Annotated in this window: 22 protein-coding genes and 1 pseudogene; 9 read left to right on the forward strand and 14 right to left on the reverse strand. The window is 68.8% G+C overall.

Annotated features, from left to right (window positions below; translation table 11 throughout):
• Positions 1–31: 31 nt before the first annotated feature.
• Positions 32–481 carry a DUF1931 family protein gene (locus E1285_RS12130; RefSeq protein ID WP_132151233.1) on the reverse strand — a complete coding sequence of 150 codons (450 nt, stop codon included), beginning with the start codon at positions 479–481 and terminating at the stop codon, positions 32–34.
• A 354-nt stretch (positions 482–835) separates the two neighbouring features.
• On the opposite strand from E1285_RS12130, the gene dnaK reads away from it, so the two are divergent.
• Genes dnaK through clpB form a run of 5 tightly spaced genes read left to right on the forward strand, consistent with a single transcriptional unit; the run spans position 836 to position 7,169 of the window.
• Complete coding sequence (gene dnaK, locus E1285_RS12135) at positions 836–2,713, forward strand: molecular chaperone DnaK (RefSeq protein WP_132151235.1); 1,878 nt, start codon at positions 836–838, stop codon at positions 2,711–2,713.
• Positions 2,682–3,281 (forward strand): nucleotide exchange factor GrpE, encoded by a 600-nt coding sequence (locus tag E1285_RS12140; RefSeq protein WP_132151237.1) that lies wholly within the window; start codon positions 2,682–2,684, stop codon positions 3,279–3,281. Before dnaK ends, E1285_RS12140 begins: the two co-directional genes overlap by 32 nt.
• The gene (locus E1285_RS12145; protein ID WP_132151239.1) at positions 3,281–4,228 is read left to right on the forward strand and encodes a DnaJ C-terminal domain-containing protein; all 948 of its coding nucleotides are present in this window, start codon (positions 3,281–3,283) and stop codon (positions 4,226–4,228) included. Before E1285_RS12140 ends, E1285_RS12145 begins: the two co-directional genes overlap by 1 nt.
• Positions 4,228–4,572, forward strand: coding sequence for a chaperone modulator CbpM (locus E1285_RS12150; protein ID WP_132151241.1), 345 nt, complete (start codon positions 4,228–4,230; stop codon positions 4,570–4,572). Before E1285_RS12145 ends, E1285_RS12150 begins: the two co-directional genes overlap by 1 nt.
• Complete coding sequence (gene clpB / locus E1285_RS12155; protein WP_132151243.1) at positions 4,554–7,169, forward strand: ATP-dependent chaperone ClpB; 2,616 nt, start codon at positions 4,554–4,556, stop codon at positions 7,167–7,169. The genes E1285_RS12150 and clpB overlap by 19 nt, the downstream gene beginning before the upstream one ends.
• 18 nt (positions 7,170–7,187) lie before the next feature.
• Here clpB and ligD read toward each other — a convergent pair whose 3' ends face one another.
• A complete protein-coding gene (gene ligD, locus E1285_RS12160) occupies positions 7,188–8,126 on the reverse strand; it encodes a non-homologous end-joining DNA ligase (protein ID WP_243722734.1) in 939 nt (312 codons plus the stop codon).
• A 654-nt stretch (positions 8,127–8,780) separates the two neighbouring features.
• Here ligD and E1285_RS12165 point away from each other — a divergent pair.
• Positions 8,781–9,443, forward strand: a complete 663-nt coding sequence (locus E1285_RS12165; RefSeq protein ID WP_132151247.1) for a hypothetical protein — start codon at positions 8,781–8,783, stop codon at positions 9,441–9,443.
• A 319-nt stretch (positions 9,444–9,762) separates the two neighbouring features.
• Here the strand turns inward: E1285_RS12165 and E1285_RS12170 are convergent, their stop codons facing one another.
• Positions 9,763–10,176, reverse strand: a complete 414-nt coding sequence (locus tag E1285_RS12170) for an Imm10 family immunity protein (RefSeq protein WP_132151249.1) — start codon at positions 10,174–10,176, stop codon at positions 9,763–9,765.
• Between the two features lie 142 nt (positions 10,177–10,318).
• On the opposite strand from E1285_RS12170, the pseudogene E1285_RS47255 reads away from it, so the two are divergent.
• Positions 10,319–10,441 (forward strand): annotated as a pseudogene (locus E1285_RS47255) (transposase family protein); the annotation flags it as partial.
• A 139-nt stretch (positions 10,442–10,580) separates the two neighbouring features.
• On the opposite strand, the gene E1285_RS12180 reads toward E1285_RS47255, so the two are convergent.
• Entirely contained in the window at positions 10,581–11,207 is a 627-nt protein-coding gene (locus E1285_RS12180; RefSeq protein WP_132151253.1) for a TetR/AcrR family transcriptional regulator, read from the reverse strand.
• Between the two features lie 67 nt (positions 11,208–11,274).
• Here E1285_RS12180 and E1285_RS12185 point away from each other — a divergent pair, with 67 nt between their 5' ends.
• Complete coding sequence (locus E1285_RS12185; RefSeq protein ID WP_207946554.1) at positions 11,275–12,192, forward strand: oxygenase MpaB family protein; 918 nt, start codon at positions 11,275–11,277, stop codon at positions 12,190–12,192.
• A gap of 733 nt (positions 12,193–12,925) precedes the next feature.
• Here the strand turns inward: E1285_RS12185 and E1285_RS12190 are convergent.
• The 10 genes from E1285_RS12190 to E1285_RS12235 all read right to left on the reverse strand — a co-directional run bounded on the left by E1285_RS12190 (position 12,926) and on the right by E1285_RS12235 (position 22,550).
• Positions 12,926–13,840, reverse strand: a complete 915-nt coding sequence (locus E1285_RS12190) for a hydroxymethylglutaryl-CoA lyase (RefSeq protein WP_132151257.1) — start codon at positions 13,838–13,840, stop codon at positions 12,926–12,928.
• Between the two features lie 42 nt (positions 13,841–13,882).
• On the reverse strand, positions 13,883–15,139 hold the full coding sequence (locus E1285_RS12195) for a CaiB/BaiF CoA-transferase family protein (protein WP_132151259.1): 1,257 nt from the start codon (positions 15,137–15,139) through the stop codon (positions 13,883–13,885).
• A 28-nt stretch (positions 15,140–15,167) separates the two neighbouring features.
• Complete coding sequence (locus E1285_RS12200) at positions 15,168–16,121, reverse strand: VOC family protein (RefSeq protein WP_243722735.1); 954 nt, start codon at positions 16,119–16,121, stop codon at positions 15,168–15,170.
• Positions 16,121–17,221 carry a zinc-binding dehydrogenase gene (locus tag E1285_RS12205; RefSeq protein WP_132151261.1) on the reverse strand — a complete coding sequence of 367 codons (1,101 nt, stop codon included), beginning with the start codon at positions 17,219–17,221 and terminating at the stop codon, positions 16,121–16,123. Before E1285_RS12205 ends, E1285_RS12200 begins: the two co-directional genes overlap by 1 nt.
• On the reverse strand, positions 17,218–18,204 hold the full coding sequence (locus E1285_RS12210; RefSeq protein ID WP_207946555.1) for a fumarylacetoacetate hydrolase family protein: 987 nt from the start codon (positions 18,202–18,204) through the stop codon (positions 17,218–17,220). The genes E1285_RS12205 and E1285_RS12210 overlap by 4 nt, the downstream gene beginning before the upstream one ends.
• Before the next feature lie 56 nt (positions 18,205–18,260).
• A complete protein-coding gene (locus E1285_RS12215; protein WP_165966575.1) occupies positions 18,261–19,037 on the reverse strand; it encodes an ABC transporter ATP-binding protein in 777 nt (258 codons plus the stop codon).
• A complete protein-coding gene (locus E1285_RS12220) occupies positions 19,034–19,906 on the reverse strand; it encodes an ABC transporter permease subunit (RefSeq protein ID WP_132151265.1) in 873 nt (290 codons plus the stop codon). The genes E1285_RS12215 and E1285_RS12220 overlap by 4 nt, the downstream gene beginning before the upstream one ends.
• On the reverse strand, positions 19,899–20,978 hold the full coding sequence (locus tag E1285_RS12225) for an ABC transporter substrate-binding protein (protein WP_132151267.1): 1,080 nt from the start codon (positions 20,976–20,978) through the stop codon (positions 19,899–19,901). Before E1285_RS12225 ends, E1285_RS12220 begins: the two co-directional genes overlap by 8 nt.
• Positions 20,975–21,601 (reverse strand): isochorismatase family protein, encoded by a 627-nt coding sequence (locus E1285_RS12230; protein ID WP_132151269.1) that lies wholly within the window; start codon positions 21,599–21,601, stop codon positions 20,975–20,977. Before E1285_RS12230 ends, E1285_RS12225 begins: the two co-directional genes overlap by 4 nt.
• Positions 21,602–21,818: 217 nt before the next feature.
• Positions 21,819–22,550, reverse strand: coding sequence for a GntR family transcriptional regulator (locus tag E1285_RS12235; RefSeq protein WP_165966576.1), 732 nt, complete (start codon positions 22,548–22,550; stop codon positions 21,819–21,821).
• Positions 22,551–22,763: 213 nt separating this feature from the next.
• Here E1285_RS12235 and E1285_RS12240 point away from each other — a divergent pair, with 213 nt between their 5' ends.
• A complete protein-coding gene (locus E1285_RS12240) occupies positions 22,764–23,564 on the forward strand; it encodes an alpha/beta hydrolase (protein WP_132151273.1) in 801 nt (266 codons plus the stop codon).

The raw sequence follows: 23,564 nt of genomic DNA on the forward strand, positions 1-23,564 counted from the left end.
AACTGCCAGAGCCGGTCAACGGCATTCCGGGTCACAGGAGCAGGTCGAAGATCTGCTGGACCCCTTCCCACTGCAGGGTCTGCGGGTTGCGCCGGTCCGGATACATGATCCGGAAGGCCTGCGACAGTGCGTGGGTAAGGCCGCCCGCGATCTCGGAGAGTTTCTCGTCGATGATGTCGCTGACCGCGAGATCCAGCGGCGGCCGCCTCGCCAGCAGATCCAGGATCGGTTCGACCTCGATCTCCTCGTCCAGCCGGCGGAACCGGTGGATGCTCTCCTGCAGGCCCTTCGTGATCGGCAGGTCGAACGGCTCGATGATGTCGCGTCCGTTCGCCTTCGCCTTTGCCTGTCCGATGAGGAGCAGGTCGTACAGCTTGGCGTCAAGAAACTCGTGGTAGCGCCGCAGATCGTTCTTATCGACGTCCAGCCCGGCGGCCGCCCTGAAAAAGCGCTCGAACCTGCTGATTCCCATCACAGCCATGCAGCCACCTCGCGTGTCGTCTCCTGCCGATAAAGGAGGAGAAGGAGTCCTCCTCAGCCTTCCCGCCCGAGGGGATCGTCACATCGTCAGATCTTGTAGGGCCGACTCCGCGCGGCAAGGCCGTGCGCCCGGGCCAGTCAGGGGTCCGACCTGCGTGCCCGCCCGGCCGGTCGCCTCCCGTTCACAGCAAGCTCACGGACGCGCCGCGGTGGGCGCCGAGCAGAGACCTACACGGTCGGTGGATGCGCCCGACCACCCGATGACGCAGCGTCGGTCACGAAGGCGTTGCCATCTCCGGCAACGGTGCACGCCATCTCACCGGAACAACCGGTGAGAACCATCGGAGGGAACCTGATGGCCAGAGCAGTCGGCATAGACCTCGGCACCACCAACTCGGTCATCGCGGTCACCGAGGGCGGTGAGCCCCGGGTCATCCCCAACGCGGAAGGCGCACGGACGACCCCGTCCGTCGTGGCCTTCACCGAACAGGGAGAGAGGCTGGTCGGGCAACTGGCCCGGCGCCAGGCGATCCTGAACCCGAAGGGCACCATCACCTCGGCGAAGCGCTTCGTCGGGCGACGCTACGACGAGATCGAGACCGAGAAGGACGCGGTCTCCTTCGACGTGGTCGCTGGACCCGACGGGACGGCGCGCTTCGACGTGCGCGGCAAGCAGTACGCACCGGAGGAGATCTCGGCGCTGGTGCTGCGCAAGCTGGCGGACGACGCCGGCAAGTCGCTCGGGGAGAAGGTCACCGAGGCGGTCATCACCGTGCCCGCCTACTTCAACGACGCCCAGCGGCAGGCCACGAGCGACGCAGGGAAGATCGCGGGGCTCGAAGTCCTGCGCATCATCAACGAGCCCACGGCGGCGGCACTGGCCTACGGCCTCGACAAGAAGACCAACGAGACCGTGCTGGTGTTCGACCTGGGCGGCGGCACGTTCGACGTCAGCCTCCTGAGCATCGGCGACGACGTGGTGGAGGTCCGCGCCACCTCCGGGGACGGCCACCTCGGCGGCGACGACTTCGACCGCCGGATCGTCGATCACCTCTCCGACGAGTTCCAGCGGGAGAACGGGATCGACCTTCGCGCGGACCCCCAGGCCCTGCAGCGCTTGTTCGAGGCTGCCGAGAAGGCCAAGGTCGAGCTGTCCACGGTGACCCAGACGCAGATCAGCCTGCCGTTCGTCACGGCGGACGCCAGTGGCCCGAAGCACCTCAACGCCACGATGATGCGTTCCACGTTCGAGCAGATCACCGCAGACCTGATCGAACGCTGCGTCGGCCCGGTGGAACGGGCGATGAGCGATGCCAAGGTCACCGCCGACGACATCGACGAGGTCATCATGGTCGGCGGGTCCACCCGGATCCCCGCCGTGCAGAGCCTCGTCCGCCGGCTGACCGGCGGCAAGGACCCCAACATGTCGGTCAATCCCGACGAGGTCGTAGCGCTGGGCGCGGCGATCCAGGCCGGCGTCCTCAAGGGCGAGGTCAAGGATGTCCTGCTGCTCGACGTCACCCCCCTGTCGCTCGGCGTGGAGACCATGGGCGGGGTGATGACCAAGATCATCGAACGCAACACGACCATCCCCGCGCGCCGCACCGAGACATTCAGCACCGCCGAGGAAAACCAGAACGCGGTCGACATCGTGGTCCTGCAGGGCGAACGGGAACGGGCCGCCGACAACCGGGTGCTAGGTCGCTTCCGGCTGGAGAACATCCGCCCCGCGCCGCGCGGCGAGCCGCAGATCGAGGTGACGTTCGACATCGACGCCAACGGCCTCCTCAACGTCTCCGCGCGCGACAAGGACACCGGCGCCGAGCAGCGCATCACGATCAGCCAGAGCTCCAACCTCGACGAGAGCGAGGTCGAGCGCATGATCGCCGATGCGGAGCAGAACCGGCAGGAGGACGCCCGGCTGCGCGAGCAGATCGACGCGCGCAACGAACTGGACTCGGCCATCTACCAGGTAGAACGCCGCATCACCGAACTCGGTGACGCGGTGCCCGTGCATGAGAAGGCGCGGGCCGAGGGGCTGATCGAGGACGCCCGGCAGGCCATCAAGGAGGAGGCGCCACTGGACCGGCTGCGCACACTCACCTCCGAACTCCAGCAGATCCTGCACGGCTTGGGAACGACTACCGGAGCGGGCGCGGGCGAGCGTCCCGCCGGTGCCACGACGGAAGGCTCGGACGAGGATGTCATCGACGCCGAATTCACGACAGACTGAGCAGACCGGACAGTCGGTCAGCCAGGACCGGCCGACCGATCAGCCCGAGCACACAGACCAGCCCGAGCCGGGCCACGGACGGGAAAACGCCGCCGAGGCGGCCGACCGGGATTCCGGCGAGGTCGAACGGCTCAGGGCCCGGGTCGAGGAACTCGAGGATCTGCGGCGGCGCGCCCTCGCCGACCTCGACAACCTGCGTAAACGCATGACGCGTGAACTGGAGGCGCAGCGCCGGGCACAGCGGGCGGAGGTCACCGCGGCGTGGCTGCCGGTTCTCGACGACCTCGAACGCGCCCTCCAGCACGCCGAATCCGACCCGGCGAGCGTCATCGAAGGCGTTCGCAGCGTCCGGGACAGGGCCGTGGCGACGTTGCGCGACCTCGGCTACCCGCGCCGCGACGACCTGGGAGTCCCGTTCGATCCGACCCGGCACGAGGCGGTCGCCGTGCGCACCGACCCCGACGTTCCCCCCGGCACGGTGGTCGAGGTGCACCAGCCGGGCTACGGGGACGACGAGAACCAGTTGCGTCCGGCGCTGGTGTCGGTGTCGGCCAAGGCCGGTGACTGATGGCCGTCCAAGATCCGTACGAGGTGCTCGGGGTCTCCCGGGACGCCGACCAGGACGAGATCCAGCGGGCCTACCGCAAGCTCGCCCGTGCCCATCACCCCGACATCAACAAAGACCCCGGAGCGGAGGAGAAGTTCAAGGACGTCTCCGAGGCCTACGCCATCCTGTCCGATCCGGAACAGCGCCGCCGCTATGACGCCTTCGGACCCGACTTCCGGCGGGTTCCGGAGGACGTCGACCCGGACATGTGGGCGCGCTCCCGGGCGGGTGCTGCCGCCGCCGGACGTGCCGGCCCCTACGCCACCACGGGCGGCGTCCACACCGGCGGGTTCGGCGATGACATCGACCTGGAGGAGCTGTTCGGCGGGATCTTCGGCGGCCGCCGGCGGGGCGGCGGCCGCTGGTCCGCCTGGTCGCCGTCACGCGGCGCCGACCAGGAGGCCGAGATCGAGGTGAGCGTCGAGGAGGCGTACCAGGGGACCAGACGCACCATCACCCTCGACCGTCCGGAGGGCCCGCGGAACCTCGACGTCACCGTTCCCGCCGGTGTGACCGACGGCCAGCGCATCCGGCTGGCCGGCCAGGGAGGGAGCGGCGACACCGCCGGAGACCTCTACCTGGTGGTGCGGATCACCCCGCATCCCCGCTACCGCGTCGAGGGGCGCGACGTGTACACCGACCTCCCGCTCGCTCCATGGGAGGCCGCCCTCGGCACGACGGCGGGACTGCAGACCCCCGGCGGTGAGGCCAGGGTGAAGGTGCCCCCCGGCACCTCCAGCGGACGGCGGCTCCGGCTGCGCGGCCGCGGGCTGCCCAACCCGCGCGGCACCCCGGGCGACCTGTTCGCCGAGGCCCGCATCGTGGTGCCGCCCGAGCCGTCCGAAACGGAACGCCGCCTGTTCGAGGAGCTCGCCTCGGCGTCGCCGTTCGACCCGAGGAGTTCGTAATGGAACATCTGCTACCCGGCACGGTCTACGCAATCACCCCGGCCCGCCCCCGGCGGATGGATCTCGCCACCTTCGCCGACGCCGCCGGAATCCATCCCGAGCTGGCACGCCGGCTGGTGCGTCTCGGCCTGCTCGACCCCGAACGCGACCCGTCCGGCCGGCTCTGGTTCCCGCCCGCGCAAGTCGCCGCGTACGCACGCCTCGAACGCCTGCGGACGGGACTCTGCCTCAACTACGCCGCGCTCGGAATCGTGGTCGAACTACTCGACCGCATCGCCGAACTCGAGCGGGAACTGCGCACCCAACACCACACCGGAGGCCGAACGTGGACCCCAACCGCCTGACCCAGAAATCCCAGGAGGCCGTGCACGACGCCCAGACCAAGGCCCTGCGCTTCGGGCACGTCGAAGTGGACGGCGAGCACCTGCTGCTCGCCCTGCTCGACCAGGCCGACGGACTGGTCCCGCGGCTGCTCGCCGAGGCGAAGGCCGATACGCCGCGGTTGCGCGAGGCGCTGGAGGCCGAGCTGGGCCACCGCCCGAGCGTGAGCGGTCCGGGCACCGAGCCCGGCAAGGTGCTGGTGACCCAGCGGCTCTCCCGCCTGCTCGACACCGCCCAGCAGGAGGCCGAACGGCTGAAGGACGACTATGTCTCCGTGGAGCACCTGGTCATCGCACTGCTGGAGGAGGGCTCCGCGACTGCGGCTGGCCGCCTGCTGCACCGGCAGGGCATCACCAGGGACTCCTTCCTGGAGGCCCTCACCCGGATCCGCGGCCACCAGCGGGTGACGTCCGCCATGCCCGAGGTCGCCTACGAGGCGCTGGAGAAGTACGGCCGGGACCTGGTCGCCGACGCCGCGGCGGGCAAACTCGACCCCGTCATCGGCCGGGACGCCGAGATCCGCCGTGTCGTCCAGATCCTGTCCCGCAAGTCCAAGAACAACCCGGTGCTGATCGGCGACCCCGGCGTCGGCAAGACCGCCATCGTCGAGGGGCTCGCCCGGCGCATCACCGACGGCGACGTCCCCGAGGGCCTCCGCGACAAGACGATCTTCAATCTGGACATGGGCTCGCTCGTCGCGGGCGCCAAGTACCGGGGCGAGTTCGAGGAACGCCTCACCGCCGTGCTCAACGAGGTCAAGGCGGCCGAGGGCCAGATCCTGCTGTTCGTCGACGAACTCCACAACGTCGTCGGCGCGGGCGCCACCGAAGGGGCCATGGACGCAGGCAACATGCTCAAGCCGATGCTCGCCCGCGGCGAACTTCACATGATCGGCGCCACGACGGTGGAGGAGTACCGCAAGCACGTCGAGAAGGACGCGGCCCTGGAGCGGCGCTTCCAGCCCGTTCCGGTGAACGAGCCCACCGTGGAGGACACCGTCTCCATCCTGCGCGGCTTGCGCGAACGCCTTGAGGTCTTCCACGGCGTGAAGATCCAGGACGCCGCCCTGGTCGCCGCGGTGACGCTCAGCCACCGCTACATCTCCGACCGGTTCCTGCCGGACAAGGCCATCGACCTGGTCGACGAGGCGTGCGCCATGCTGCGCACCGAGATCGACTCCCTGCCCGCGCCACTGGACGAGCTCACCCGCCGCGTCACGCGCCTGGAGATCGAAGAGGCCGCACTGTCCAAGGAGGAGGACGCGGCGAGCAAGACCCGCCTGGAGAAACTCCGGAGCGAACTGGCCGAGCTGCACGCCGAGGCCGACTCCATGCGCGCTCAGTGGGAGGCCGAGCGCCAGACGCTCCTCAAGGTGCAGGCGCTTCGTCAGGAGATCGAACAGGTTCGGCAGGAGGCCGATCGGGCCGAGCGCGACTACGACCTCAACCGTGCCGCGGAGTTGCGGCACGGCCGGCTGCCCGAGCTGGAGCGGCGGCTGCACGCCGAGGAGGATCGGCTGGCCAGCAAGCAGAACGGAGGCCGGCTGCTGCGCGAGGTCGTGACCGAGGAGGAGATCGCGGCGATCGTGTCCCGCTGGACGGGCATCCCGCTGAGCCGTCTGCAGGAAGGCGAGCGAGACAAGCTGCTCAGGCTCGACAAGGTCCTGCACGAGCGCGTGGTCGGGCAGGACGAGGCCGTCCAGCTGGTGTCCGACGCCATCATCCGCGCCCGCTCGGGCATCAAGGACCCGAGCCGCCCCATCGGCTCGTTCGTCTTCCTCGGCCCCACCGGCGTCGGCAAGACCGAACTGGCTCGCACTCTCGCCGCGGCCCTGTTCGACACCGAGGAGAACATGGTCCGCATCGACATGAGCGAATACCAGGAGCGGCACACCGTCAGCCGGCTGGTCGGCGCGCCCCCCGGTTACGTGGGATACGAGGAGGGGGGCCAGCTCACCGAGGCCGTCCGGCGCAAGCCCTACTCGGTCGTGCTGTTCGACGAGATCGAGAAGGCGCACGGCGACGTGTTCAACACGCTGCTCCAGGTACTCGACGACGGCCGCCTGACCGACGCGCAAGGCCGCACCGTCGACTTCCGCAACACCGTCATCATCATGACGTCCAACATCGGGTCGGAGCATCTGCTGCAGGGCGTCACCTCGGAGGGTGACATCGAGCCGGACGCACGCGACCGGGTGATGGGCGAGTTGCGCCGCCATTTCCGCCCCGAATTCCTCAACCGGGTCGACGACATCGTCCTGTTCAAGCCGCTCACGCTGCCGCAGATAGAACAGGTGGTCGACCTGATGTTCAACGACCTCCGCTCCCGGCTCGCCGACCGGCAGATGCGCCTGTCGATCGATGAGGACGCCCGGCGGCTGATCGCCGAGCAGGGCTTCGACCCGGTGTACGGCGCCCGCCCGCTCCGCCGCTTCATCGCCCGGGAGGTCGAGACCCGCCTCGGCCGCGCGCTCATCGCGGGGGACGTCCGGGACGGCGCGACCATCCACATCACCGTCGCCAACGAGGAACTGAACGTCCGCTACGAGAACCCGGAGTGACAGGACGGGCGCGTCGGCCTATGCGCGGCGGACTTCGCCCGGTTCCTTGTCCGTGCGGAATCCACGCCAGCTCGGGTGACGCAGTCGGCCGTCGGCGGTCCACTCTGTGAAGACGACCTCACCGACCAGCTCCGGCCGCACCCAACGGGCGTCTCGCGCATGCTGAGAGGGCACATCGTGAACCGGCGGGCCGTCCCGCCGCAACGGCGCGAGACGCTCGGCGAGGTCGTCCAGAATCGCCTCGGTGAAGCCGGTACCGACCTGACCGGCATATCTCAGCCGTCCCCGCTCATCGTTGACGGCGAGCACGAGCGCGCCGATCCGGTCGGCGCGGCGGCCCTCCCCCGGCTTCCAGCCGACGACGACCACCTCCTGGGTCCGGAAGTTCTTCGTCTTGGTCCAGTCCCGATGCCGTTTCCCCGGCCGGTAGGGGGAGTCGACACGCTTGGAGACCACGCCCTCCATGCCGAGACGGGACGACTCGGCGAAGACGTCCGCGACGTCGTCGTGGGAAATGGTGGTCTGCCAGCGAGGCCCGTATAGCCCGAGCCCGTCGAGAACCCGGCGCCTCTCGGCGTACGGCAGGCCGATCTGCGACTCCTCACTGCGGTGCAGCACATCGAAGATCACATAGGAGACGGGGTCGGACTGGGCCAGGGCTTGGATGCGGTGTGGCTGACGCAGGTGCATCCGCGGGCCGAGCGCCTTGAACGAGGGCCTGCCGTCCGGTCCAAGCGCCACGATCTCCCCGTCCAGCACCACCGGCACGTCGACGGCGGCGGCGAGCGGGCCGAGTTCGGGCCAGGCGACGGTGATGTCCTTATCGTTGCGCGACATCAGCCGTAACCGTCCGTCGCGGATGTAGGCGACAGCGCGGACTCCGTCCCACTTCAACTCGGCCGCCCACCCCTCCATGGTCGGCAGTTCCCCCAGCACGGCCAACATCGGCGGATACATCGGCAGGCTCCCCATCACCATGACCTACCGCCCAGCCAGCGGCCGAACGCCCGGCCGATCGCAATCATCGGGAAAACTCCGCCTCCGCCCGGCAGGCGCACCACATTAAGCACCGAGCACGAGCCGGAAGGGGTCACCGATCAAGATGCGGATATTGTGCAATTGGTTGTGACTGCCCCTCGGACGCCAGCACCCATTGAAGCGTCAGGTCTATGACCTGGCGCTTTGCGTTTCTCTGGCCACGGAGCCACTTGATGACCTCCAAGAAACTGCAGGTCAAAAGCATGGGGGGTTCAGGTCCCCGGTTTGGTTGACGGATAGGCGAATGCCGCCTTCGGGAAGCCCTTCGTCCGTCGACCATCTCACCAACGAGCAGGCCCGCAGCGCGACCGTCAAGCTCGTGCACCGCTGAGCGGGGTCCGCGTGGTCACGGTCCCTTCCGTCAACACAAACCTCCGTGCACCATGATCGTTAATGGGCGAGGCGCTCGGCCGTGGCGAGTGGCAGGCATCGGCACGGAACGACACGCGAACCGGGATCGATGGAGACGAGGCGACACGTTCTGACCATGACCGAGCTCTATGCGACCCGCGGGACGCTTGTTCTCCGGATGGCCGAGGCGTCAAGCTGTGAGCCGAGGAGAGGGGGCCGGCGATGGAGCGGGCCGACGCGATGGTGCTGTTCGGGATCACCGGGAATCTGGCGTACAAGATGCTGCTGCCGGCGTTGTACCAGCTGACGGCGGACGGGGTGCTGGACCAGCCGATCGTGGGGGTCGCCAAGACCGACCTCGACCTGGCCGGGCTGCGAAGTCGAGCCCGTGAGGCCTGCGAGGCCAAGCACGACAAGGTGGACGACGCGGCGTTCGAGAAGTTCGCTGGGAACCTCCGGCTCGTCGCCGGCGACTACACCGATGGCGTCACCTTCGATGCGATCCGTGGCGAGGTCGGCGATGCGGAATTCCTCACTCACTATCTTGCGGTTCCTCCTTCGCTGTTCGCGACGGTCGCCGAGGGCCTGGCCAAGGTCGACCTGAACAGGAACGCCCGGATGGTCGTCGAAAAGCCGTTCGGCAACGACCTGGAGTCGGCGCGGGCGTTGAACGCCGAGTTGCTGAAGTTCTTCGACGAGGACCATCTGAGGCGCGTCGACCACTTCCTCGGCAAGGAGCCGATCGAGGACCTGCTGATGTTCCGGTTCGAGAACATGCTCCTGGAGCCGATCTGGAACCGTCACTACGTCGACAACGTTGTGGCTGCCGAAAATTACGTCCGTGCAGGTGAGACGTGCAGGGGTGGGCTCCGGCATGGGGCTTGATCAGTCGCAAGGACAGGCCGCGGTGAGGCGGTTGCCGAGGGATGATGGGCGGCTGTGCTGTTGCGACTGGCCTACATGACCGTGACCAACGCGTTCGCGGTGCATAAGGGTGACGGCCCCGGAAGGTCTCACGCCAGCAGCGGGCTAGGTCTTGTAGCAGTGGAGCCTGAGCCCGGGTGGTGGAGGAAGGCTCGGACACGGATCGATGCCAGCGTCTTGAGGATCTTTCACCTGATGGAGGCAGCCACCTGGACGCCGAGCACCAGCAACTCGCCGTAGGCCTTGTCGGTGCGGCCAGGATCTGCTCGCCTGCGGACGCTCACAACTGAAGGATTGTCGGCTGATACTCTCGCCTGCCACAAGAAAGCACTCGGCGAAGGCCGTCACGGATCGCCTCGCGATCCGTATCTGAAACTTCCAATGACATTTCCATGATGCTGTCGTCCAGCGCTAGAGCCGTGGTCGCGCTCTCACTGAAAACGATCCGCAGCAGCGCGCCATCCAGAACGACCTCCTGAACGCCTCCATAGTGGACAGCGCCACGTTCGTTGGTCACACAATACGTTTTGTCCTGGGGCCACGCATCCTCATCGTTGGGTTGCGACCTCTCAAGATCACACTGAAACATAATGGCGGTTCCGCCGACCACACCTCGCATTTCAGCGATGCCGACCATAAGCAGCGAAAAGCTCTCTTCGACACCGGCTTCCTGCGCCGTCATCACTTGTGCCATGATCCCACCGACCTCAAGTGTCGATTAATGCCTTCCCACCAGAATTGTTGCTTACCATTTTCCTGCCATGTGTGATTTTGGACGGCAAGCTGTTCCCGCCGACCGCTGCCGCCAGCGCGATCCGGACACCGGCAACGACGTCTGGTACAGCGGACGCAAACACCGCCACGGCGGCAACGTGCAGTTCCTGGCCGACGCGACCGGGGAACCCTTGTGGCCCTCGCCTGCCGAGCCGGGATCGGTCGCCGACATCACCGCCGCCCGGCGCCGAGCGATCAAGCGCTGGCGGAGCCCTATGGACCGGTTGGGCACCGGCCGACCCGAACTCGAGGGCGGCAGCAGGCAACCCGAGGGGCCGTGGCCAGTCTGCAACGTGTGGACGCCGGGTCGCCCCACCGCGATGTTCACGGGTCGGCTCGGCCGTGCATCCGCGGGCTGACGACGGTGTTCCAGATGATCGTGGTGAGGACCTCGGCATGCCGGTCGAGGCTCGCGTCGTCGGCCCCGCGCAGATGGTTGTAGCAGGTGCGTTCGAGCAGGGTCACAAAGGCGTGGGCGGTCTCGGGGAGTAGGACCGGCCCAGCGACGCCGAGCCGCTGCGCGTGTTCGATCCGGGCGGCGAGGGAGTCGGAGATCGCCTCGATGCGGCGGACCAGGAACTTGTTGACCTCGGCGTCCGCGACGGCGGTCTCGGCGAGAGCGGCGAAGACGGGGTAGCGGTCCCGGTACAGGCACATCACCCCGCGCACCGCGTCGTACAGGCCGCGCCTGCCGGGCAGCGACTCGTTCCATAGGACGGCCGACCGGTCGCCAAGGTCGTCGAGCAGTCGCTCGCCGAGGGCCCGGACGAGCGCGGCCTTGTCCGCGAAATGAAAATAGAAGGTCGAACGAGCGCTGCCGGCCTCAGCGGCCAGCGTCTCAACCGTGAGCCGGGAGAACGGCACACCCTCCCGGTCCAGCCGCTGCACGGCGTCCAGGAGCCGATTCTCAAGGGCGCGGCGGCGCTCGCCACGCGTCAGACGTGAGGCCATTGACCGAAAATCTATCAGACATTATGTTTGGACACGTTGTCCGAACACGATGTCCAACGGAGGCGACATGGAGCGGATCAAGGGCCTCATCGTGGCCGAGTTCACCCGGGTCGGCGGCCGCCACGACGACCCGAGGGTGTACGCGGGCCCGCCCGGCGACCCGGGACTGATCGGACCCGGCAGCGTCTCGTGGGTCCTGCACTCGGACATGGCCGCCCTGTCCGGAGGCGGGACCGCGGCCATCGTCATGGAACTACTGCATCCACAGGTCATGGCCGGTGTTCACGACTTCTCCGGTTACCAGGACGACTCGTTCCGCCGTGCCCGCACCACGCTCGGCTACGTGATCTGTACGACCTTCGGCAACACCCAGGCCGCCGAACGACTCATCGCAGGCGTCCGGCGCATGCACGAGCGCGTCGCCGGCACCGCACCGGACGGCGCTCCCTACCGCGCAATGGACCCGGACCTGCTCGGATGGGTGCACACCTGCATCCCCTGGGCGGTGATGCGGGCCTACGAGCGCTCCAGCCGGCCGCTCAGCCCGTCCGAGCGGGACCGCTATCTCGCCGAACAGTCCGTCATCGCGGCGAAAAGCGGAGCCGGCCGCGTTCCGGTGACAATGGAGGAACTCGACGACTACGCCGCGGCCATGCGGCCCAAGCTCACCGTCAACGACCAGACGCGCGCCTTCTTCGAGTTCGGCAAGACCGGCCCGTTCCTGCCGCGCGCGCTGCGCCCACTGGGCCGCCCACTGCACTCCTACGACATGCATGCCGGCATGGCCCTGATGCCCGCCTGGGCACAGGAACTGACGGGCTACCGCCATCACCGGCTCCTGGACACCCTGATCTTCGAGCCACACGCGCGCCTGGACGCCCGCCTGATGCGATGGGCGTTCGGCATGCCCCCGTTCCGCGCGATGGCCGAGGCCCGCGCAGCGAACGAGCCCGTCCCCTGCCAGTCCGCCACACCACCCGTCTGAACCGCACCACGTCCGCCAAGCCAGACCGACAGCGTTGAGGCCTGGGCGTAGGTTGCTCCCGCTACAGACCGAGGACCACCGGACCGGCTTCCATGGACGCCTAGGCGCGGACGCTGTGCGACCATGTCGGCTCGTTGTCTGCTCAGCTGTTCCGAAGCGGAGCGGCACAGCGTGACAGAGGCCGACACGGCGATCGGGCTGGATGCGGACAGAGTGGTATAGGCTGACATTAAGAGCGCTGCTCTGATACGAGAGCAGCCGACTTTTAATCCGTAGGTTGTGGGTTCGAGTCCCACGCGACCCACCACCTCTGACCAGGGTAAACACGAGAATGCCCGGCTTGTCCGCCGCCCAGCATGTCCCGGTTTGTCCCCGTGGCAGCTCGCTGGCGGCTCGGCGGCTCGATTCGGGCCCTGCGTCCACCCTGGCAGCGCCTCGAAACCGGGCACTCTCCGCCCGCCCAAGCCGGTCATGTCGCCCACAGAACCAGCGGCTAGAGCCGCCAGAGCAGTCAGCAACGCACTTCCACGGGCGTGAATCCGCAGGCTCGCATCCCGGAGCAGGCGGCACCATCGAGCGCTTCCCACCAAGGCGGCCCTGAAGAGCAGTCGCGATCAAGAACCTGACACGGGCGATGGCATGCCTCCAGCCATGGCCAGATTGTCCGCCTCCCGCTCCCCCAATCCGAGACAGGTTCACGTGTGGATCACCAGTTGCCGGCCATCTCCCCCAATTAGGCCGGGGCGCGGGTGCGGTCGCCTGCCCGCAGTAGTCCGCTGGGGAGGGAAACGTCCAGGATCTCCTGTGCTCGGTGTCCTGCTGCAAGCAACTCCTCGAGTTCGAACCCCGTCTCCAGACCGAGATCGTGCGCCATGTAGACGAGTTCCTCGGTTGCGATGTTCCCGCTCGCACCCGGTGCGAAGGGACATCCGCCGAGACCGCCGATCGACGAGTCGAGCCAGCTGACATCGGCCAGCAGGGCCGCGTAGGCCGACGCGAGGCCCGTGCCACGGGTGTTGTGCAGGTGGGCGCCGATGTCCACGCCGGGTGCGATACGACGCGTCGCCTCCACCAGCGCCTTCAGCCGACCCGGTGTCACGGTGCCGATGGTGTCGGCCAGGCAGAGGCGTTCGGCGCCGCCGTCGATCGCGCGCGCGACGACGTCGCGTGTCCGGGCCTGCGGCGTCTCGCCGTCGAAAGGGCAGTCCCAGGCCGTCGCGACGATCACCTCGAACACCCCGCCGGCCTGCCGGACCACGTCCGCCACCTGAGGGATGAGCCGCAGCGACTGCTCGGTCGTGCGCCCGACGTTGGACTTGCTGTGCCCGTCCGCCGCCGAGACGACGTACGCGACCTCGAGGATGCCGGCCGCGACGGCCCTCTCCGCTCCTCTCACACCGGCGACCAGGGCGGACCACCGGACGTCAGGCCACTGCCGCAGGGCCGCGGCCAGGTCCGCCGCGTCCGCGAGCGCGGGGACCGAGCGCGGCGAGACGAACGACGTCGCCTCGATACGGCGCGCGCCCGCTCGAACCAGGTGCTCGATGATGTCGAGTTTGGCCTCGGTGGAGATGGGCTGTTCGTTCTGCAGCCCGTCGCGCGGGCCCACTTCGCGGATGTCGAGACGAGGGCGGGTCGGAGTCGTCATCGGCGGTGCCGCCGGTTCCCGCGGCGGACGCGACCCGTGGTTTCAGATGACGCCTTCATCGGCCAGCTCCTCAAGGTCGTTCGCTGTCAGACCGAGTAGTTCGGGATACACGTCGGCGTTGTGCGCCCCCGGCACCGCGGGACCGGCCCACCGCACCGAACCGGGCGTGGCGGAGAACCGGGGGACCACTCCCGGCCCGAGCACCTCCTCACCGAGCCGCTCGTCGAAATGCGGAGTGAGCATGCCCCGGGCCAGGAACTGAGGGTCGCTGACGACCTGGTCCACCGTGTGAACGGGGCCGACGGCGACACCGCTGCCGGCCAGCACCTCCTGGATGTGGCGGGCGTCGTGCCGTCCGGCCCACTCGGCGACGATGTCCTCGATGGCGTCCTGGTTGGCGGCACGGGCCTCGTGATCGCGATAGCGCGGGTCGGTGGCGAGTTCACGCCTGTCCATCACCTCGCACAAGCGCTTGAACAGGGTGTCCTGATTCGCGGCGATGACGACCCAGATCCCGTCCTTGGAGCGGAACAGGTTCGAGGGTGCGATCCCTTCCAGGCGCGTCCCGCCCGGTTCGCGGATCCGGCCGAGGCGATCGAATTCGGGGATGACCGATTCCAGCAGCGCGAGGCATGATTCGGTGAGCGCCACGTCGACGACCTGGCCCTCGCCCGTACGGTCGCGGTGCAGGAGTGCGGCGAGGATGCCCTGGACGGCGAACATGCCCGCGAGCGAGTCGCCAAGCGAGATGCCCATGCGCGGCGGCGCCTGCCCTGGGTACCCGTTCAGGGCCCGGAGACCGCTCATGGCCTCGGCCACGGAGGCGTAGCCGGCACGGTGACTGTAGGGTCCGGTCTGCCCGAAGCCGGAGATCCGGCAGAGGACGATCCCGGCGTTGGCGCGCCGCATGCGCGGATAGTCGATGTTCCAGCGTTCGAGCGTGCCCGGACGGAAGTTCTCCACCACCACGTCCGCGGTGGCGACCATGGCCAGCAGGAGTCGCTGCGCCCTCTCGGTGCGGAGGTCGAGCGTGACGCAGCGCTTGTTCCTGGCGTGCACGGTCCACCACAGCTTGTGCCCCCGGTACGACTCCTGCCCCCAGTGACGCAGGGGATCGGGTCGTCCCGGGGCCTCGACCTTGATCACGTCGGCACCGAGATCCGCGAGCAGGCGGCCCGCGAAGGGGCCGGCGACGACGGAACCGAGTTCGATGACGCGCACGCCGGCCAGCGGTCCGGACGCGCCTCGCCCGGCGGGCCGGTCTGCACCCAGGTCCTCGGGCGGAACTGTGCCGGTCATGACTCTCCTGAAGGGTGGAAGCGGCTGGTCAGAACGGAGGCGGTGTCCACAAGCCCGGGTCCGGGTCCCCGACCGCGACCGGGATGAACTCGTCGATGGGGCCCGCCGTCCCCCACTGGTCGGCCTCCTCGCCGTCGCCTTCCCACCGGCAGGGCACCCAGGTGCTCTCGTCGACCTGCAGCAGCGCGGTGCTGTACTCGACCACGTTGCCGTCCGGCGATCGGAAGTAGGAGAAGGTGTTGTCGCCCGGCCCGTGCCGCCCGGGACCCCAGAGCACGGGGAACCCGGCCCTGGTCAGGCGTCCGGTTCCCCGCATGTACTCCTCGAGGCCGCGCATCTCGAACGAGACATGGTTGAGGGAGGCGTGGGCGGCGGCCGCGAACCCCAGCGTGTGGTGATCGCGCCGGCAGCGCATGAAGACCATCCGGTCCTCCACCCAGTCGGAGATCCTGAAGCCCAGATGACGTTCGTAGAAGGCGATCGTCCGCGCCAGGTTCGCGGTGTTGAACACCACGTGGCTGAGCTTGCTCGGGATGTCCTCGCGCTCCTCGATCACCCGTGCCTCGCGGGTCCCGACGTCGCAGGAGATCTCGATGAGGCGACCGTCGGGGTCGAAGAACCGGAACCCGTAGCCCCCGCCCGGAGCCGTCAGCGACGCCGGCGTGAGGTCCAGTCGCACTCCGGCTCGCGCGAGGGACTCGGCCAGCCGGTCGACCTCGGCCGGTGTGGGGACGGCGAGTGCCATCAGGTCGAGGCGCCTTTGCTCGGCCGCGCGCACGCGGAGCACGAAATGCTCCTCGCTGCCCTCGGCGGAGAAGAAGGTCACCCCGGTGTCGTCCACGACGGGCCGCAGACCCCAGGTCGAGCCGTAGAAATCGACCGCCTTGTGGTAATCGGGGACGCCGATGGCGAGATATCTCGTGTGCGTGATCGGTGACGCGCTGGAGGCGGACCGCTCTTCGAGAGGCAGTGGAGTGGGCACTATGACTCCTCGATGTCATGACTGTTCGGGTGGGAGCCGCCCACCGGGCCGTCCTCGGTCACCCGGATGAGCGTGCGACCGATCGTCTTCCGGGCGGCGATCAGGCGGTGCACGTCCGGGAGATCGTCGAGCGTGAACTCCTCAACGAGCGGGGGCGCCGGCAAACGTCCCCGCTCAACGCTCCTCCAGACCGCGGTCACGACGTCCCGGCCGGGGATGTTCACCCCGATGATCGACTGGCGGTTGAGGTACAGCCGGCGGATGTCGACACTGACGACCCCACCACCGTGCGCCCCGCAGGTGACGAGGCGTCCACCGGCCGCCAGCAGCCGCAGCGTGTCCTCGAACAGCGCGGGGTTGGAGATATTGTCCGCGACGAGGTCGACTCCACCCTGACCGGTGATCCGGCGAATGTCTTCGGCCCAGTTCGGCCGGGAATAGTCAACGACCGAGTCGATGCCGAGAAGTTCCCGGAGCCGATCGGCCTTCCACCGCGCGCCGACCGCCGCGACGACGTGTGCGCCCAGCGAGCGGGCGACCTGGACGCAGGCCAGGCCGAGACCGCCGGCCGCGGCCATGACCAGTACGCGGTCACCGGGGCGGACCATTCCGTTGACGCTGATCAGGTTCCAGGCGACCGGGTAGGTGACGGCCATGATGGACGCCTCGGCGAATCCGATGCCGTCCGGAATGGGCACCACGAGCTCTTCGGGCACCGTGACGAACTCGGCTTGGCCGCCGTCGCGCTGTATGCCGAGCACTTCGTGTCGGTTGCAGAACGGACGTCCGTCGCGGCAGGGCTCGCACGCACCGCACGGCTGGAAGCCGCCGACGGTGACGCGGTCACCGACCCGGAACCGGGTCGCCCCGGCCCCGGCCTCGGCGACCACCCCGGCGGGGTCCTGCCCGAGGATCCTTGGCAGCTCGGTGATCGGCAGCGTGCGCGCCTGCATGTCGAAGGACGCCGTGGTGACGGTGCGGACCGCGACCAGCACCTCGCCGGGGCCCGGCTCCGGCCGCGGCCATGACCGGACGTGCAACTCGTCCGGCTCGCCGCGACTTTCCAGGACGGCCGCCCTCATCATCGCCCGGCCCGTCACGGTCGGCCATCCGGCACTGCCGTCCCGGCGCGCACGGCGGACGATGCGCCGTCGGGCCCGGTCAGTGTCGTCTCCACCCGCCCCAGCGACTCGACCTCGACGGCGACGTGGTCGCCGGCGGTGAGGTACTCGGGCGGGCGGCGGCCATGACCGACGCCCGCCGGAGTACCGGTGGCGACGACATCGCCCGGCTCCAGGGTCATGATGCGGGACAGGTGCTCGATGATCTGCCAGAAGTCGAACACCATGTCGCTGGTGGATCCGTCCTGCTTCAGACGGCCGTTCACCCACGACCGCACCCACAACTTCTCCGGGGCGGCGATGAAGCGTGCCGGCGTGACGAACGGCGCCATCGGCTTGAACCCGTCGTGCGCCTTGGCCATGACCCAGTCGATGCCGACCGCCGGTGCGTTCGGGCCGCTCCAGTCCCGCGCGGACAGGTCGTTGAGCACCGCGAACCCCGCCACGTGCCCGAGCGCGTCGGCGGCCTCCACATTGCGGGTGCGGCGTCCGATGACGAGGGCGACCTCGGCTTCCCAGTCGATCCGCTCGGCGATCGCGGGGACGGCGACCCGCTGTCCCGTTCCCACCAGCGTCGTGGTCGGCGGGGCCAGGAAGCTGTACGGGTGGGCGGACAGCGCGTCGAGGCTGAACCCCATCTCCCGGATGTGGTCCTTGTAGTTGGTGCCGATGCAGATGAGCTTCCGCGGGTGCATCACCGGCGCCTCCCAGCGCAGGGATCCTTCGTCCAGCGGCTTCGCCGCCGGACCGCCGGCCAGGGCGTCGGCGATCCCGTCGAGGACGGCGTCCCAGCCGCTTTCGACCAGGTCCAGGACGGAACTCGCGGGAGGCGCCGCCGGCACCAGTTCCGCCAGGTCGTACAGCGAGCCCCGCGACTCCACGACCACCGTCCGCCCATCACCGCGGATCGCCGCCCCGAGACGGAAGGCCGGCCCATCTGAGGACTGAATGTCCGCACTCACAGAATTCTCCCTTTGCCGTTCAGCATGGATCGACCCGCACCGTCAGCGAACAACCGTCAGCGAACATTCGCCCCGGTCCGGCCGTCGTCCGCTTCCTCGGAGCCGAACAGTTCGACGATGCGCTTGCGGTGTTCGCCGAACTCGGCGGTCGTGGGGTCCCGGGGATAGGGCATGTCCACGTCGATGTCCGCGAGGATCCCCGTCGGTTTGGGGGAGCAGACGACGACGCGGCTGCCTACGACGAGGGCTTCCTCGATGTCGTGGGTGACCAGCACGATGGTGAGCGCGGTGCGTTCCCAGAGCGACACGATCTCCTGCCGGAGACGCCGCCGCGTCTGCACATCGAGCGCGCTGAACGGCTCGTCCATCATCAGCACGCTCGGTTCCACCGACAGCGCCCGCGCGATCGAGACCCGCTGCTGCTCCCCGCCGGAGAGCGCGTGAGCGGGACGGTCCGCAAGTGCGCCGATGCCGACCGTCTCCAGGAAACCGCGGGCGCGTTCCCGGATCTCGCGCCTTGAGCCGGCGACTCCTCGCAGCTTCATGCCGAGGACCACGTTGTCCAACGCGGTTCGCCACGGGGCCAGGCGAGCGGCCTGGAAGACGTACGCGAGACTTTCCCATGATTGCGCCGCCGGGCGGCCGTTCACCGTGACACTGCCGCCGCGGTAGCCGGAAAGTCCGCCGATGATGCGCAGCATCGTCGACTTGCCGCAGCCGCTCGGCCCCAGCAGCGTGACCAGTTCCCCGTCGCGAATCCCGAGATCGACGCCATCGATGATGACCTCGTCACCGAACCCGACTTCCAGATTCCGGATGTCTATGGTGCTCACCGCGCCACCGCCGTTCCGGTCCGCTTGGCGAACCAATGTGCCAGGGGGTCGAAGAGGAGCCGTTCCACCACGCTGACGATGAGAAGGACCACGACGATCGTGGCGAAGACCGTCGGCGAGTCGAAGGACTGCCTCGCCCGGTTCATGACGAGTCCCAGCCCGGTCTGCGAGCCGAAGAACTCCGCGATGAGCGCGACCTTCCATCCCACCGAGAAGGAAAGGCGGGCCGCGGCGAAGATGTAGGGCACCAGCAACGGCAGCTCGATCGCGAAGAGGACACGGACCCGCGACCGGGTGAAACTGCGGCCCATCTCCAGCAGCCCGGGATCGAGCGCGCGTTTGCCCTCCCACAGGTTGACCAGGCAGAACGGGATCGTGATCGCGGTCACCACGAAGACCACCGAGAAGTCCCCGACACCGAACCAGATGACGCCGAGGATCGCCCAGCCGAGGGCCGGGACGCTGTTGAAGAACGGCAGTACACGCTTGCCGATCAGCAGTTCGGTGACCGGTGCGACGCCGGCCAGGAAGACGAGGAGGCTGCCGATGCACGTCGCCAGCAGCACCGCCAGCACGATCCGGCCCATCGAGGTCCAGGTGTGCACCGCGCCTTCGCCGATCAGCAGGTCGATGCTCTCCCGGCCCACCTCGACGGGGTTCGGCAGTTCGGCCGCGGAGACGTTCGTCGAATACCAGAACCACACCGCGAGCAGCAGCAGCGGCACACCGTCGGCCAGCAGGTGGGCGAGAATCCGGCGGCGACCGGGTCTCGCCGCCCCGTCACCGGGGACGGGGGCGCGGTCCCGCGTCCCGCGCCCGGCGCCGCCCCGCTCGCCCAGGACCGCGGTGCCCGTCCCGTGCTCACTCACCGGTGCCGCCGTTGACCACGATCTCGCCGAGATCCGGGTTCTTCGGCAGGTGCCCGCCCTCGTGCGCGAGCCGGTAGAACCTGCCCGCCCACTCGATCCATTCGGGGTCGGTACCGCCCCCGAAACGGTAGGACTTCTGGTTCCACCAGTACTCGATGAACTTGGCCTCGACGCCGGTCTGCTCGCTGATCACCGGAGCCAGCTCGCTCACGTTCTTCTCCGCGTAGGCGACCGACTCGCCGATCATTTGCTGGAACTCGGCGACACACTTGGACTTCTTCTTGAGCAGGTCGCCCGGCACGGCATAGGCGGCGCCCACCAGCCACGCCCCGCTGATCTCGCGGAAGTCGTTGTCGATATCGGCCACGACCCGGAGGCCGGGGTCGTTGCTCGCACGCCAGCCCGCCTGATGGAACATGACGGCGGCGTCGATGTCGCCCTTCTTGAGGGCGCTGTACATCGTCTGCGGATCCAGTTCGACATACTTGATGTCGCCGCCCTCGGCCTTGGCGTTCAGGCCATACTTCTTCGTGTAGACCATCTGCGTCGACATCATCACGCTAGAACCGAATCCGCTGACGCCGACCGTCTTCCCCTTCAGGTCGCGCCCGTTCTGAATGCCGGATCCGGTGGGGACGAAGGTCTTGGTTCCGCCGCCGGTCTGCGCCTGGATGAGGCCGACGATGCGCAGGTCGACGCCACCCTTCTCGCGCGCGTTGACCACACCCGGCAGTGAGGTGCCGACCACGTCGTACTGCCCCGAGGCGGTCGCCTGAATTAGCGCCGGAATCTGCAGGTAATCGATCTTCAACTCGCCGATCACCTCGGATTTCACATGGCCCTTCTCGATCGCGTGGTATGCCGCGCGGTGCGAGTCGTCGTCCAGCGCGCCGAGGGTGAAGGTGCCGCAACGGCCGGTGCCGTCCGACGCGCCCTGCCCGACGCCGCATGCCGAAACCGTCAGCAGAATGGCCGCCATCGTGGATGCGGCTTTCAGAGAAACCATTAACCTAACCCCTTCCATGGGGTGACTGCCGCTTCGGGAGCCCGTTTGACCGACCGCCGCGATCAATCGGCGGCCGTGATGCCCGCAAGGTGGGCGAGCGTTTCGGCGAGGGTGACGACGTCGGCGTACTTCTGGTTCATGTCGAAGAGGCTCGCCTCGTGCGGCCCCCGGGCCCGGTCCGCCACGCACTCCCGCGGCACGAGAACCGGGTATCCCAGCTGCATCGCGTCAACGACGGTCGCGCGCACGCACCCGCTCGTCGTCGCCCCGCACACGATCACCGTGTCGGCGCGATCACGGGTGAGCCGACCGGCCAGGTCGGTGCCGTGGAACGCCGACGGCCCCCTCTTGACCACGAGTGCCTCGTCGGCCCTCCGGCCGAGGCGTTCGTCCAGCCGGACGGCCCGCGACCCCGCCATGAACGTGCGCAGACCGGGCGCCTTATCCCACCAGGTGGTGGCGTCGTGCGGGCTGTCGTGGGCGATCGTGGTGAAGACGCGGGGGAAGCCCCGTTCCCTCGCCGAGGCCAGCAGCACGGCGCACGCCTCGACCTCGGCCGACATGTCGGCCCCCGTGGGGAACGACGGATCGGTGAATCCCTCGCTGAAGTCGACGACGACCACGGCCGGGCGGTGGCCGCGACGTACGGGCCGTCCGAACCCGGCCTCGGTGTAGGTGGCTTCCAGCATGTCCCGCTCTCCTCACTCCGACGGAACGTTGGGGCCAAAGTGAACACACTTCGTTCAAGGAAGTCAAGAGCCCGTCGAACGAACTGGATCCACTTATCCTCCCGGCTCGGAGGTCGCGGTCACCGCGGGCGCATCGACGAAGAATCGGCCGCCACGCCGGAATCGAGTCGCGGAGGTGCAGGTCAGAGGGAGTGCGGGGCGGTGACGGGGCGGGCGGTCAGTCTTGCGCGGTGCCCAGCACCATGCGCAGCGCCGTCCGGACGCCGACCGGCTCGTACTCGGGCGCGGTGTGCGCCATCGTCGTCAGGACCGTCCTCGCGAGATGCCGGACGATCGACTCGACCGCCGTGGACTGGTCGCCGCTCTCCAGCGCCTCGAGCAGCTTCGTGTGCTCCCGGTGCGCGACGTCCAGGGTCTGCGCCTCATGAACGCGATTCTGCGTGATGTACCGCTGGCAGTGCTCCGCCAGGCTCGACATGATCTGCCGTACCTGACCGCCGATGCGCGCGCTGTGCACCGCGTGGAAGTCATGGTGCACCTGCTGCCACGACTTCCAGTCGCCGGCCCCGGCCAGCGTCTCCATCCGTCCCAGGAGCGCCCTCATCTCCGAGAGGCGCTCCGCGTTCAACTCGGGCAGGGTGAGCGCGATGCCGAGGGACTCCAGGAGGATCCTCGCGCCGTAGACCTGGTCGACGTAGGCGACGTCGATGTCGCTGACGCGCGCGCGCTGGTTGGGCGCGGTCTCGAGAAGCCCCTCCTCCTGCAGCATCCGGAAGGCCTCGCGCAACGGCGTGCGGCTGACTCCGAGCGTCCTCGCCAGCTCGGCCTGGGCCACTGTCGACCCCGGCGGCAGCGTCCCGTCGAGGATCAGCTGGCGGACGTGGGCGTGGATGTCGACGACCAGCCGGCGGCCGTCGGCTCGCTGGGGCGACCCGATTTCAGCGCTCATCACCATGTCTCCCGGTAAGTGGACGGCACGCCCGAGCAAGTGAGTCACGGCCGCATCGTTCCGCGCCCTAACTGTACTCAACTCTCCATCGTTCCGGAGGAAGACTTGACTTTTCCTTCAGAAAGTGGATCCACTTACCCCCATGCCTTATCAGTTGACGGCCCCGGACGGCCCCGACCGCCGGGCCCCACGGTGACGCGGGAGGGAGGCGCCGTGCCGGAGCCGAGCGGGGACAGCCTGCCGGTGGACGCGGGCGGCCTCCGACTGCGGGTGCTTCGCTACGGCGGCGGAGGCGCCCCGCCGCTGCTGGTGCTACCGGGGATCACCACCACGGCGCATGCGGCGGAGTTCATCGCCCTCGCTCTCGCCGACCGGTACACGGTCCACGTGCCGGACCTGCGCGGCCGCGGCAGATCGGGGCGGGCCGCCGCGGGCCACTACACGCTCGGCCACCACGTGGAGGACGTCGCCGCCATCGTCGCGTCCCTGCGGCTGGACGCGCCGGCGCTGCTCGGCCATTCGTTCGGCGCCCGCATCGCGGCGGCGTACGCGGTGCGGTACCCCGGACGGCACGGCCGGGTCGTCCTGGTCGACCCGCCGCTGTCGGGCCCGGGACGGCGGCCCTACCCGACCACCCGGGAGAACTTCCTCGCACAGCTCGGCGAGGCCCGCCGGCCGGCGGGCCTCGCCGAATCGATCCGGGCGCGCTACCCGCGCTGGCCGCGGCGTGAGATCGCCATAAGGGCACGGGAACTGCCGACCTGCGACCCCGCGGCCGTCCTGGAAACGCTCGACGGCTTTCACCGCGACGACTTCCACGACCTCTGGCGCCGGCTGCTCCCACCGGTCGCCCTGGTGCGCGGCGCGGCGAGCCCGGTCGTCACTGCCGCCGGCGCCGCCGAACTCGCACGCGCCAACCCGGCACTCCCGGTGATCTCCGTTCCGGACGCCGGTCACATGGTGCCGTGGGACAACCCGGACGGGTTCTGGGCCGCCCTGCGGGACCACCTCTGA

It is taken from the genome of Actinomadura sp. 7K507, from assembly GCF_004348425.1.
Classification (GTDB): domain Bacteria; phylum Actinomycetota; class Actinomycetes; order Streptosporangiales; family Streptosporangiaceae; genus Spirillospora.

What these genes read in the sequence shown, in the direction of transcription:
- E1285_RS12165 (WP_132151247.1), top strand. Translation starts at nt 8,781, where the DNA reads ATGGAGCGGGCCGACGCGATGGTGCTGTTCGGGATCACCGGGAATCTG.
- E1285_RS12150 (WP_132151241.1), top strand. Translation starts at nt 4,228, where the DNA reads ATGGAACATCTGCTACCCGGCACGGTCTACGCAATCACCCCGGCCCGC.
- ligD (WP_243722734.1), bottom strand. Translation starts at nt 8,126, where the DNA reads ATGTATCCGCCGATGTTGGCCGTGCTGGGGGAACTGCCGACCATGGAG.
- E1285_RS12190 (WP_132151257.1), bottom strand. Translation starts at nt 13,840, where the DNA reads ATGACGACTCCGACCCGCCCTCGTCTCGACATCCGCGAAGTGGGCCCG.
- E1285_RS12235 (WP_165966576.1), bottom strand. Translation starts at nt 22,550, where the DNA reads ATGAGCGCTGAAATCGGGTCGCCCCAGCGAGCCGACGGCCGCCGGCTG.
- E1285_RS12170 (WP_132151249.1), bottom strand. Translation starts at nt 10,176, where the DNA reads ATGGCACAAGTGATGACGGCGCAGGAAGCCGGTGTCGAAGAGAGCTTT.
- E1285_RS12195 (WP_132151259.1), bottom strand. Translation starts at nt 15,139, where the DNA reads ATGACCGGCACAGTTCCGCCCGAGGACCTGGGTGCAGACCGGCCCGCC.
- E1285_RS12180 (WP_132151253.1), bottom strand. Translation starts at nt 11,207, where the DNA reads ATGGCCTCACGTCTGACGCGTGGCGAGCGCCGCCGCGCCCTTGAGAAT.
- E1285_RS12185 (WP_207946554.1), top strand. Translation starts at nt 11,275, where the DNA reads ATGGAGCGGATCAAGGGCCTCATCGTGGCCGAGTTCACCCGGGTCGGC.
- dnaK (WP_132151235.1), top strand. Translation starts at nt 836, where the DNA reads ATGGCCAGAGCAGTCGGCATAGACCTCGGCACCACCAACTCGGTCATC.
- E1285_RS12145 (WP_132151239.1), top strand. Translation starts at nt 3,281, where the DNA reads ATGGCCGTCCAAGATCCGTACGAGGTGCTCGGGGTCTCCCGGGACGCC.
- E1285_RS12140 (WP_132151237.1), top strand. Translation starts at nt 2,682, where the DNA reads ATGTCATCGACGCCGAATTCACGACAGACTGAGCAGACCGGACAGTCG.
- E1285_RS12230 (WP_132151269.1), bottom strand. Translation starts at nt 21,601, where the DNA reads ATGCTGGAAGCCACCTACACCGAGGCCGGGTTCGGACGGCCCGTACGT.
- E1285_RS12130 (WP_132151233.1), bottom strand. Translation starts at nt 481, where the DNA reads ATGGCTGTGATGGGAATCAGCAGGTTCGAGCGCTTTTTCAGGGCGGCC.